This is a genomic window from Paracoccus sp. MC1862 (genome assembly GCF_016617715.1).
Lineage (GTDB): Bacteria > Pseudomonadota > Alphaproteobacteria > Rhodobacterales > Rhodobacteraceae > Paracoccus.
The window spans coordinates 1,624,457-1,634,886 of the sequence record NZ_CP067225.1; the positions used below are offsets into that span (position 1 = coordinate 1,624,457).

A 10,430-nucleotide genomic window follows, 5' to 3' on the forward strand; every position below is an offset into this window, starting at 1 on the left:
TCATCCACGCTCACCTTGCGCCTTCCCACTGCTGGAAGGTCAAGGATGCTGCAGAGCCGCCCGTGCTCGCTTGTCGGACGGTTATTCCGTCAGTACGCGATCGCTCGGATCATTCTTCAAACGCCCGCAGATGCGGAAACCTTCCCTCAGCTATGTATGCTTCCTCCGCCGGGGTTGATTGGCGGCCGAGTGTCTGATTGCGGTGCGGGTGCCGCCCGAAGGCCGCGATCACCTTCCGCACGTCGTGGGCCTGCGTCACCAGCGACAGGTATATCGGCTGCAGGTCTGCCGGGGCTTGCGCGGCGATGTCCTCGCGGAGCCTGATGAGAAGATCCAGACGCTCCAGATGATCCCGGCCTTCGCAGTGGCCCAGCGGCAGGCCGAAGACGATCCTGAGCCACGGGCTGGCGAGACCGGTGTAGTGGCGGTTTGCGAGGCCCCCCATGGCCAGCGCCAGTGCAGCGCGATCCTGCGCGAAGGCGCCGACCTCGCCGCGCCAGAGCGAACGCGAGAACTGGTCGAGCACGATGATGAGCGCCAGCCTGCCTTCGGCATCGCTGGCCCAGTGATCGAGATTGCCCTTGGCCCCCTCTGCCGTGAGATCGGAAAACCGGGCGATGATCTCGCTGTCGGCGCCGCCGCGCATCCGCCGGAACCAGTGCTCTCGCTGCGTGTCGGCCTCGAGGTCGAGGGCGCTCTCCTCGGGAAACCAGAACTCGAGAACGTCCCTCCATGCACGCGCGTTAGATTTCTCGTTCATGTCGGCACCTCGTGGAAAACCTGCTTCGTTCAGATCGGCACGAACTGACGGTCATATCGCAGATAAAAGATGTGAATCAGCCCCCGCGCATCAGCGCGGGGGCTTGTAGCTTGAACCGTCCTCAGCTTCGCGCAGGGGCGGTCGCGGACCCGGCAGCCGCTCGTCCCGTGCGGCTGGCGGCCGGCCGGTATCTTGCCGGGACGCGCAGCAGCCGCATGCCGTTGGCGATCACGATCAGCACCGAGAGCTGGTGCACGAGCATCCCGCCCGCCATGTGAACGTGCCCGCTGAAGACGCCGGCGAGCAGCCCGGCCACCGTCAGAAGCGCGATCACGAGGTTCTGGCGCATGTTGCCCAGCGTCGCGCGCGAGATCGCCATGGCCTCCGGGATCTTGCCCAGATCGTCCTTCAGCAGCGCGATGTCGGCGGTCTCGATGGCGACGTCGCTGCCGGCCGCGCCCATGGCGATGCTGGTGTCGGCGGCAGCCAGCGCCGGGGCGTCGTTGATGCCGTCGCCGACCATGGCGACATGGGCGCCGTCGGCCTTCATCTGGCGGATCAGTTCCAGCTTGTCCTCGGGCATCAGCCCGGCATGGACCTCGTCGATGCCGACCTCGCGGGCGATGGCTTCGGCCGCGCCGTGCTGGTCGCCGGTCAGCATGACGACGCGGCGGATGCCGATGTCGCGCAGCCGGGCGATGGCTTCCGCCGCCCCTTCGCGGGCCATGTCGGACATGCCCAGCAGCCCGATCAGCCGCCCGTCCGCCGCCACCAGGATCGGTGTCTGCCCGGCCGAGAGCAGCCGGTCGAGCCCGGCCTCGCCCTCTGCCCCAAGTGGAATGCCGAGCTTCTCCATCAGGCGGCGGTTGCCCGCGGCAACCTCACGCCCGTCGATGCGGGCGCTGATGCCCATGCCGGCGTGCTCTTCGAGCGTCTCGGGCGTGGGCATGGGGCTTTGCTTGCGCCCGGCCTCTACGATGGAGCGGCCAAGCGGGTGGTCCGATCCGGCCTCGGCGGTCGCGGCGAGGCGCAGGAGCTCGTCTTCTGCCGTGCCGTCCAGCGCGATCACGCTTGCCAGACGCGGCTTGCCTTCGGTCAGCGTCCCGGTCTTGTCGAGCGCGATCGTGTCGATCCTTCCCGCGCTTTCCAGGTGCTGGCCGCCCTTGATCAGGATGCCGCTGCGCGCGGCCCGGCCGATCCCGGCGACGATGGACACCGGCGTCGAGATCACCAGCGCGCCCGGGCAGCCCACGACCAGCAGCGTCAGCGCCAGCCGGATGTCCTGCGTGAAGGCGAAAGCCGCGACTGCGAGCCCGATGATCGACGGCGTATACCACTGCGCGAAACGCTCGATCATCCGCTGGCTGGGGGCCTTCTCCTCCTGCGCCTCCTCGACGCGCTGGATGATGCGGGCCAGCGTGGTGTCGGCGCCGACATTGGTGGCGCGGATGCGCAGAAGGCCGTTCTCGGCGATGGTGCCGGCATGGACGCGCGAACCGGGCGCCTTCTCGGCGGGCATCGGCTCGCCGGTGATGGCGGCCTCGCTGACGGCCGCGGTGCCCTCGGTGACTTCGCCGTCCACGGGGATGCGCTGGCCGGCCTTGACCAGCACGGTTTCGCCAAGCTGGACCGTGTGCGCAGGGATTTCCACGGGCTCGCCCTCACGCAGCACCGTCGCGGTGGCGGGCGCGGCGTCGAGCAGTTCTTTCAGCGCGCCGCGGGTCTGGCCCATGGTCCGCATCTCGAGCCATGCGCCCAGCATGAACAGGAAGGTGACGGCCGCCGCCTCCCAATATTCGCCGATCACCAGGGCACCCGCGGCGGCGATCGTCACCAGAAGCTCGATGCTCAGATGCCTGACCTTCAGCGCGCGCCAGGCCCGGATGGCGATGTCCGAGCCGGCCAGCAGCGCCGCGGCCACCATCAGCCCGGACCACAGGTCGATCATGCCGAAGCCGTAACGCGCGATCAGCCCGGCCGCGATCAGCATGCCGCTGCCGGCGGTCAGCCACAGGCGCCGCCGCGCCGGGTGCGCAAAGGCGGCCTTCATGTTTGCAGATAGTCGTTCCATCTCATTCATCCTTCTCATCCAGACAGCAGACCGCCGCGCCGGGTCGCGGCGCGGCGGGGGTCGGGATGCGGTCAGAAGGCCGAGGGGCGCGCCTCGTAGCCGGTGCCGCGGATCGCCTGCACCAGCGCCTCCACGTCCGACTGCGCAGGATCGTGCTCGACCTCGATCCTGCCGGTGTTGAAGCGCACCTCGGCCTTCTCGACGCCGGGCAGACCACGCAGGGCCTTCTCGATTTTCGGCACGCAGGACGGGCAGGACAGTTCGTCACTGCGAAGAACGGTTTTCTGGGTCATGATCGTTTCCTTTCGACATTTGGCGGGGTGGTCCCTGCCTTCAGCCAATGACCTATGACTTCCGTCCGAGGTTGCGATTGGGGAAACTCGAAAGCTGCGCTTGCACCAACGCACAGCCGTCGCCTTGGCCATTGCTTGAACCGCCAGCTATGTTGCACGCCACGGCGGAGCGATCCGCTAAATCCGAAAGGCGGCCTTGCATGGATGCACGGATCGACAACTGGGACGACCTGCGGCTGTTTCTCGCGGTGGCGCGCGCAGGCACGCTGTCCGGGGCCGCGCGCGAGATCGGCGTGAACCATTCGACCGTCTTCCGCCGCATCGGCGCCTTCGAGGAGGCCCTTGGGGTGCGCCTCTTCGACCGGCTCCCCAGCGGCTATGCCCTGACCGCGGCGGGCGAGGCGATGCAGGAGAGCGCGCTGCGGGTCGAGGAGGAAATCGCGGCCCTCGACCGCAGGGTCACGGGGCAGGATCTGCGGCTGAGCGGGATCGTGCGGATCACCACCGTGGACATGCTGGCGCAGGGGCTGCTGCCGCGGCACCTGCTGGCCTTCCGCCGCGCCTATCCGGGCATCGAGATCGAACTGACCGTTGGCAACGCCACGCTGAACCTGACAAGGCGCGAGGCCGATGTGGCGCTGCGGGTCGGCAATCAGCCGCCCGAGACGCTCGTCGGCCGCCGCGTAGGCCGTCTGGTCTTCGCCGTCTATGGCGCCAATGCGGACGGGGCCACGGAGCCGCTGACCGGGCAGCCGTGGATCGGCTTTGACGCCGAGCACGCGCCACTCGTGCGCGCCTTCGCCGAGTTTCTGCCCGATGTCCGTCCTGCCTTCCGCGTTAACTCGGTCGCCGCCGCCATCGCCGCGGCACGGGCGGGCCTCGGCCTCGCCACCCTGCCGTGCGGCGTCGCGGATCTCGAGCCGGAGTTGCGTCGGATCGCGCCGCTGCCCGAGAGCTTTACCCTCGACCTGTGGCTGCTGACCCACGAGGACCTGCGCCGGACCGCGCGCATCCGCGCCTTCCTCGACTTCATGGCGGAGGCGCTGGCGCAGGAGGCGCCGCTGCTCGAAGGCACCGCCTGAACCGGGGATGAGCGACCGCGAGCCGGGGGTTCCCGCGATTATCGGGACCGGCCAGAGGCCGCCTCGGCATGCCCACGTCGCCGCAGGTGATCGCGGAGCGGAGCACGGCCGGAGACGGCTGGCGCAGGCGCGGTCCGCCGGATCGGGTCCGACAGCAGGCGCAGCCCGTTCAGCACCACCAGCACGGTGCCGCCCTCGTGGCCGATGACGGCGAGGGGCAGCGGCAGGTCGAAGAACAGCCCTCCGGTCACCAGCAGCACCATGGCGCCGATGGCGAAGGTCAAGTTCTGGCGGATGATCCTGGCCGTGCGCCGCGATAGGCGCCGGGCGGCGGCGAGCCGCTCGAGGTCCTCGGACAGCAGCGCCACGTCCGCAGCCTGCAGCGCGACGTCCGATCCGGCGGCGCCCATGGCGATGCCGACATCGGCGCGGGCCAGCGCGGCGGCGTCGTTCACCCCGTCGCCGACGAACGCGACCCGTCCCTGACCGGCAAGCGCCGCCACGGCCCGCACCTTGTCCTCGGGCAGCATGTCGGCCTCGATCTCGTCCGGGGAAAGGCCCAGCTCACCGCCGATCCGCAGCGCGACGGGGCGGCGGTCGCCGGTCATCATGACGATCCGCTTCACCCCGCCCTCTCGCAGCGCCGAAATGGCGGTGGCGGCGCTGGCGCGCGCCTTGTCGGCCACGGTCGCCGCGCCGAGCACCTGCGAACCCCGCCCCAGATAGACAACCGTCTGCGCGCCGGAATCCAGCGCCGCCAGCGCAGGGTGGCGGAGGTCCGCGCCCATCTCCTCGGCCAGATAGGGGTTGCCGGCCCAGATCGTGCCCGCAGCATCGGTGCCGATGATTCCCTTGCCCGCGCGGGTGGTCACGTCGGCGATGGCGGCGGCCTTGACGCCGCGATCCGAGGCCGCACGCCGGACGGCGGCGGCGATGTGGTGCTCCGATTGCGCCTCGAGCCCCGCCAGCAGCGACAGGAGCCCGCCCTCGTCGCCGTCCAGCGCCGCGACCTGCGTGACCGAGGCGTGGCCAGTGGTGAGGGTGCCGGTCTTGTCGAAGGCGAAGGTCTCGACCGCGGCGAGGGTCTCGAGCGCGGCGCCGCCCTTGAACAGCACGCCGCCGCGCGCCGCCGCCGACAGCGCCGACAGGATCGCCGCCGGGACCGAGATGACGATGGCGCAGGGGCTCGCCGCCACCAGCAGCGTCGCTGCCTTGTAGAGGGCGCCGTCCCATCCATGACCCAGCCACCAGAAGGCCGCGAAGGCCAGCAATGCGCCGACCAGCACCGCGATCGTGTAGCGCTGGCCGAACCACGCGCTGAACCGCTCCGACGGGGCCTTGGCGGCCTGCGCCTCGGTCACCAGCTGGATCATGCGGGCAATGGTGCTGTCGCCCACCCCGCGGGTGACGATGACCTCGAGGATGCCTTCAAGGTTGACCGTCCCCTCGAACACCGGGGCGCCCGGCGCCTTGGACACCGGCATGGACTCGCCGGTGATATGCGCCTCGTCGATGCCGCCGCGGCCTTCGGCGATCTTGCCATCCGCCGGGACGCGGGCGCCGGGGCGCAGGATCACCGTGTCGCCCACCGCCAGGTCGGCGGCGGCGACCTCCGCGACGGTGCCGTCCGGTCCCTTGCGCAGCGCCGTTTCCGGGCGCAGCGCCATCAGCGCCTCGATGGCGCGGCGGGCACGGCCGAGCGCGCGGGATTCGAGGGTGCCTGCGACGCTGAACAGCGTCAGCAGCACCGCGCCCTCATAGGGCGCGCCGACCGCGGCAGCGGCGACGGCGGCAACAACCATCAGCAGGTCGATGTCCAGCACCCGCTCGTTCCACAGCGCCCCGAGGGCCCGCCACGCCGCTGGCAGTCCACCGGTCAGATAGACGAGGACCAGCCCCGGCGTCACCAGAGAGCCCAGCCGCCCGCCGCCCAGCCACAGCCCCGCCGACGCCAGCACCAGCCCCAGCACCGCCGCGAGCGACAGAGCCAACGAGAGATCGAAGGATGAGAGTCGTTTCACACCAGCCACCTTTCGGATCGCATCCTACCGCATCTCCGCGCGGCTCATCGAAAACCTTGCCTCGAACCCGTCCGCGCGGCCGGTCGCGGGAGAGATCAGGTCGAGCCGCCCACCCGTGCCGGCGGCGATCGCAGCGACGATGGCCAGCCCCAGCCCGCTGCCATGGGCGTCCGTCGGCCCTCGCTCGAAGGGCCGCGCGAGACGTCCGAGCACGTCGGCCGGCACTACCGGCCCCGTATTGACCACGCGCAGCACGCCCTTTGGCGAGAGCGACACCTGTACGGGCGCGTCCTGCGCGTCATGGTGCAGGGCGTTCTCGATCAGGTTGCGAGCGAGGATCGCGAAGGCGTCCGGGTCGATGGACGCCCTCACCCCTGCGTCCGGCAGCGTCAGTTCGATCCGGTGTCCATCCCCGCGCCCCATGTCGGCCACGAGCATCCGCAGGATCGGAGCGAGATCGACCGGAGCCTCCGCCTGCAGCCTGCCGCCTTCGGCGCGGGCAAGCTGCATCAGCTTTTCCGACAGCCGCGCCAGCCGCTGCAGGGCGGCCTCGACCTGACGGGCGCGGCTGCGGGTGTCCTCGTCGGGCGCCTCGACGATCAGGCGCTGGACCTGCGCCAGCGCGCCGGCGACCGGGGTGCGCAACTCGTGCGCCGAGTTGGCGGTAAAGCTGCGCTCGGCCTCCAGCGCGCGGCGCAGGCGGTCCAGTAGAAGGTTCACCGCGCGCGCGTTGGGCTGTAACTCCGAGGGGAGGCCCTCGGCCGGAATCGGCGACAGATCGCCCCCGCCGCGGGCTTCGATCCCCGCCCGAAAGCGCCGGATGGGCGCCATGGCGGCGCGGACGGCGGCCCAGACGCCGAACAGGCTGGCCGGGACGATCAATGTCAACGGCAGCGCCAGCCCGATCAGCGCCTCCCGCGCGACGTCCCAGCGATGGGCAAGCGGCTCAGCGACGGAGATGGTGATCGTGCCCCGAAGGGCGGCGTCGGAATAGACGCGATGCGTGGCGGTGTCGGCAAAGCCCATCCCCGAGAAGGGAGGGAAAACCCCCAGATCGGCCCGGTGCGAACGCAGAAGCACCTGGCCCTCCGCGTCTCTCACCACGTAGGTGAAATACTCGTCATGCTCGCGCAGGGTGGCCACGCCCTGGTCGGGGCTGTCGTCCTTCTCCCGCGCGATGATGTCGCGCACCGCCAGCGGCAGCAGGCGCTGGGCCGCTTCCTCGAGGGCGCTGTCGAAGACCTCGTCCATCTCGTGGCGCAGATGCACGGCGGTCCATGCCGCCGCCACGGCCCAGAGTAGAACGGCCCCGAGTGTCAGCCACAGCGACAGCCGCCCCTGAAGGCTGGCCGGTCCTCTCACCGCCGGTCCCCGAGGCGGTAGCCGACGCCGCGCACCGTCTCGACCGCGCCGGCCCCCAGCTTCTTGCGCAGGCGGCTGACATGGACCTCGATGGCGTTGCTTTCGACCTCCGAGCCGAAGGCATAGAGGCGGTCTTCCAGCTGGGTTTTCGAGATCACCTGTCCCGGCCGCTGCACGAAGGCCTCGAACAACGCCCATTCTCGCGCGGTCAGATCGACGCGGCGGCCGTCGCGGATAACGGTTCGGGCGGCCAGATCGACCTGCAACTCGCCGAGGCCGACCAGCGGATTGGGATTGCCGCTGTAGCGCCGGGCGACGGCGGCCAGCCGAGCCGAAAGCTCGGCCAGGTCGAAGGGCTTGGTCAGGTAATCGTCGGCGCCCGCGTTCAGCCCCTCGATCCGGTCCGAGATCTGGTCGAGCGCGGTCAGGATGATCACCGGCGTCACATCCCCCCGCCGGCGCAGGGCGCGCAGGAAGGGGATGCCGCGCCCATCCGGCAGCATCAGGTCGAGCAGGATCAGGTCATACGGGGCGGCATCCAGATGCTCGCCCGCGCGGTCGAGCCGCCCGACCCAGTCGGCCGAATGCCCCTCGGCGGTGATGTGGTCGCGCACCGCCGCGCCCAAAATGGTGTCGTCCTCGACCAGAAGGATCCGCATGAAGCCGCTCCTGAAGCCTGCGTCACGGCCAGACCTACCCGCCGAACCTGTCGACAGTCTGACGGCCGGGCGCCGCCCGCTTAAGCTGACCGTCAGGAACAGATGCCATGAATCAGGGTCAGATAATGCCTGAACAAGGACGAAGGGCAAATGCGATGAAAAAGCACATGCTGCTGGGTGCCCTGCTTGCTGCCTTTGGCATGGCAGGCGCGGCCCATGCCGATGATGATGGCTGCCAGGTGCCGATGGAGCGGTGGCAGCCGCGCGAGGCGGTGCAGGACGCAGTCAAGGCGCGCGGCTGGCAGGTCGGCCGGATCAAGATCGACGATGGCTGCTATGAGGTCAGGGGTAACGATGCGCAGGGCGCGGCGTTCAAGGCCAAGCTCGACCCCGCAACCCTCGAGGTCGTCGAGATGAAGCGCAAAGACCGGCGCGGCGAGGGCCGGGATGATGACGATGACGATGACGACGACCACGGGCCGCGTCAGGCGCACGAGCGTGGTCGGGACGCCCCGCTGACGGCACCGCCCGCCAACCTGCCGCCGCCCGGCGGGCTCCTCGGCAACGGCGCGCCGCCGGCGGTCGTCGTGAAATGAGCCCGCAATCGCCGCTGCACCACCTCACAACCCCCGCCCCGCCGGAGACGACGTCATGACCGAAACCATCGCTCGCTATCCGAAGGCGCTGGTCGTCATCCACTGGGTGACGGCCGCCGCCGTGCTGGGCGCCTGGGCCACGGCCGAGGGCGGCCGCGAAGTCGTCCAGAACCCGCCGCTTCTGCATTTCACGCTGGGAATCGCAGTGCTGGCCCTCGTTCTACCGCGGCTCGTGCTGCGCCTGATGGGCGGCGGTGCGCAGCCTGACCATCGTTCGCGCGCCCTTACGGTCGTTGCTGAGGCGGCGCACGGGCTGCTCTATGGGCTGCTGATCGCGCTGCCGATCACCGGCTGGTATGTCGCCTCGCAGATGGGGGTTCAGGTGCAGCTCCTCGGTCTGCACCTTCCCGCCCTGACCGCCCCGATTCAAGGGCGGCCCGGCGCAATCGCCGAGTTCCACGAAAGCGCCGGCAGCATCATCCTGCTCCTCGCCGGGCTGCACGCTCTGGCGGCGCTGTGGCACCAGTTCGTCCTGCGCGACGGAACGCTGCGGCGGATGAGCCTGCGCTGAGTTCCCTACACTCCGAACCGAAGGCCCGGCCCCCAAAGGCCGGGCCTTTTTCGTTGCTGACGGCAAGCTGACGAAGATTTCCGCGCCGGTTCAGCGGCCCGTCAGCCTCGGGGCGCAGATTCGCATCATCCGATAACCGCAACACAGGAGTAATCAGAAATGAAACGGATGCTTGCGACCCTTGCCGTGCTGGCCGTCCTTCCCGCTGGCGCCGCCTTTGCCGACGACGACTGCGTGGTCACGCCCGAGCAGATGCAGTCGTGGGAAGCCGTGGCGCAACTGGCCACCGACTACGGCTGGACCATCACCTCCACGGAGCTGGATGACGGCTGCTACGAGGTCCACGTGACCGACATTGGCGGCAACACGATCGAGGCCAAGATCGACCCGGCAACCCTCGACGTCATCAAGGCGGAGATGGAGGAGTTCGCTCCCGTGGCGCCGGCGCCAGCCGCACCCGCACCCGCGAACTGAGTGCTGCTCCTCCCCGGCGCCCAACACAAGCGGCGCCGGGGAAAGTCCGCTCGCATTTTCCTGAAGGAACCCCGATCATGAAATCCCTTGCCGCCGTCCTGGCCCTTTCCACCGCGCTGACCCTTCCCGGCCTCGCGCTGGCCCGGCCCGTCACCCTGACCACCACGCTGAACAACTACGGCGGCGACGGCGCCTATCTCGCGCTTTATGTCACCGACGCGCAGGGCGTCTATGTGGGCAGCCTGTGGATGGTGGGCGAGAAGTCGAAATACTACGATTCTCTGTCGGGCTGGTATCGCATGACTGGCGGCGACACCCGGCAGGTAGACGGCATCACCGGCGCCAGTGTCGGCGCGGGCCGGACGCTGGAGATCACGCTCGACCTGGCCGACGCGCTGTTCGACGCCGGCTACACGCTGCATGTCGATGCTTCGGTCGAGGAGATGCGCGACAGCCCGAACGAGGTCGAACTGCCGCTCACGGCGGCCGGGGCGAGTGCCACCGGCTCGCGCTATATTGCCAGCGTTTCGTACAAGTAAGG

Annotated in this window: 11 protein-coding genes; 5 read left to right on the forward strand and 6 right to left on the reverse strand. The window is 69.6% G+C overall.

The genetic code is table 11. The annotated features are described in order from the left end of the window. Positions 1 to 109: 109 nt before the first annotated feature. From JGR78_RS08080 to JGR78_RS08090, 3 genes are all read right to left on the reverse strand, one after another. Complete coding sequence (locus tag JGR78_RS08080; protein WP_182804300.1) at positions 110 to 760, reverse strand: DUF924 family protein; 651 nt, start codon at positions 758 to 760, stop codon at positions 110 to 112. A gap of 121 nt (positions 761 to 881) precedes the next feature. Beyond that, positions 882 to 2,831, reverse strand: a complete 1,950-nt coding sequence (locus tag JGR78_RS08085) for a cation-translocating P-type ATPase (protein ID WP_182804298.1) — start codon at positions 2,829 to 2,831, stop codon at positions 882 to 884. A gap of 71 nt (positions 2,832 to 2,902) precedes the next feature. Continuing rightward, on the reverse strand, positions 2,903 to 3,124 hold the full coding sequence (locus JGR78_RS08090) for a heavy-metal-associated domain-containing protein (RefSeq protein ID WP_154337516.1): 222 nt from the start codon (positions 3,122 to 3,124) through the stop codon (positions 2,903 to 2,905). Positions 3,125 to 3,324: 200 nt separating this feature from the next. Between JGR78_RS08090 and JGR78_RS08095 the strand changes: the two genes are divergently transcribed. Further along, entirely contained in the window at positions 3,325 to 4,206 is an 882-nt protein-coding gene (locus JGR78_RS08095) for a LysR family transcriptional regulator (RefSeq protein ID WP_182804296.1), read from the forward strand. A 38-nt stretch (positions 4,207 to 4,244) separates the two neighbouring features. On the opposite strand, the gene JGR78_RS08100 is transcribed toward JGR78_RS08095, so the two are convergent. From JGR78_RS08100 to JGR78_RS08110, 3 genes are read right to left on the reverse strand one after another with little or no spacing between them, the layout of a single operon-like run. Beyond that, entirely contained in the window at positions 4,245 to 6,227 is a 1,983-nt protein-coding gene (locus tag JGR78_RS08100; RefSeq protein WP_182804294.1) for a heavy metal translocating P-type ATPase, read from the reverse strand. Positions 6,228 to 6,251: 24 nt separating this feature from the next. Next, positions 6,252 to 7,589: a HAMP domain-containing sensor histidine kinase gene (locus JGR78_RS08105; RefSeq protein ID WP_182804292.1), complete on the reverse strand. Its 1,338-nt coding sequence runs from the start codon at positions 7,587 to 7,589 to the stop codon at positions 6,252 to 6,254. After that, entirely contained in the window at positions 7,586 to 8,248 is a 663-nt protein-coding gene (locus JGR78_RS08110) for a response regulator transcription factor (protein ID WP_182804290.1), read from the reverse strand. Before JGR78_RS08110 ends, JGR78_RS08105 begins: the two co-directional genes overlap by 4 nt. 155 nt (positions 8,249 to 8,403) lie before the next feature. Here JGR78_RS08110 and JGR78_RS08115 point away from each other — a divergent pair, with 155 nt between their 5' ends. The 4 genes from JGR78_RS08115 to JGR78_RS08130 all read left to right on the forward strand — a co-directional run bounded on the left by JGR78_RS08115 (position 8,404) and on the right by JGR78_RS08130 (position 10,428). After that, the gene (locus JGR78_RS08115) at positions 8,404 to 8,844 is read left to right on the forward strand and encodes a PepSY domain-containing protein (protein WP_182804288.1); all 441 of its coding nucleotides are present in this window, start codon (positions 8,404 to 8,406) and stop codon (positions 8,842 to 8,844) included. A gap of 55 nt (positions 8,845 to 8,899) precedes the next feature. Further along, positions 8,900 to 9,415 carry a cytochrome b gene (locus JGR78_RS08120; RefSeq protein ID WP_182804286.1) on the forward strand — a complete coding sequence of 172 codons (516 nt, stop codon included), beginning with the start codon at positions 8,900 to 8,902 and terminating at the stop codon, positions 9,413 to 9,415. A 159-nt stretch (positions 9,416 to 9,574) separates the two neighbouring features. Continuing rightward, positions 9,575 to 9,889 (forward strand): PepSY domain-containing protein, encoded by a 315-nt coding sequence (locus JGR78_RS08125; protein ID WP_182804284.1) that lies wholly within the window; start codon positions 9,575 to 9,577, stop codon positions 9,887 to 9,889. Between the two features lie 77 nt (positions 9,890 to 9,966). Next, complete coding sequence (locus tag JGR78_RS08130; RefSeq protein WP_182804282.1) at positions 9,967 to 10,428, forward strand: DUF2271 domain-containing protein; 462 nt, start codon at positions 9,967 to 9,969, stop codon at positions 10,426 to 10,428. Positions 10,429 to 10,430 lie beyond the last annotated feature (2 nt).

Bases quoted from the DNA above. Each gene is read 5' to 3' on its own strand.
- JGR78_RS08080 (WP_182804300.1), bottom strand. From the start codon at position 760: ATGAACGAGAAATCTAACGCGCGTGCATGGAGGGACGTTCTCGAGTTC.
- JGR78_RS08085 (WP_182804298.1), bottom strand. From the start codon at position 2,831: ATGGAACGACTATCTGCAAACATGAAGGCCGCCTTTGCGCACCCGGCG.
- JGR78_RS08090 (WP_154337516.1), bottom strand. From the start codon at position 3,124: ATGACCCAGAAAACCGTTCTTCGCAGTGACGAACTGTCCTGCCCGTCC.
- JGR78_RS08095 (WP_182804296.1), top strand. From the start codon at position 3,325: ATGGATGCACGGATCGACAACTGGGACGACCTGCGGCTGTTTCTCGCG.
- JGR78_RS08110 (WP_182804290.1), bottom strand. From the start codon at position 8,248: ATGCGGATCCTTCTGGTCGAGGACGACACCATTTTGGGCGCGGCGGTG.
- JGR78_RS08115 (WP_182804288.1), top strand. From the start codon at position 8,404: ATGAAAAAGCACATGCTGCTGGGTGCCCTGCTTGCTGCCTTTGGCATG.
- JGR78_RS08120 (WP_182804286.1), top strand. From the start codon at position 8,900: ATGACCGAAACCATCGCTCGCTATCCGAAGGCGCTGGTCGTCATCCAC.
- JGR78_RS08125 (WP_182804284.1), top strand. From the start codon at position 9,575: ATGAAACGGATGCTTGCGACCCTTGCCGTGCTGGCCGTCCTTCCCGCT.
- JGR78_RS08130 (WP_182804282.1), top strand. From the start codon at position 9,967: ATGAAATCCCTTGCCGCCGTCCTGGCCCTTTCCACCGCGCTGACCCTT.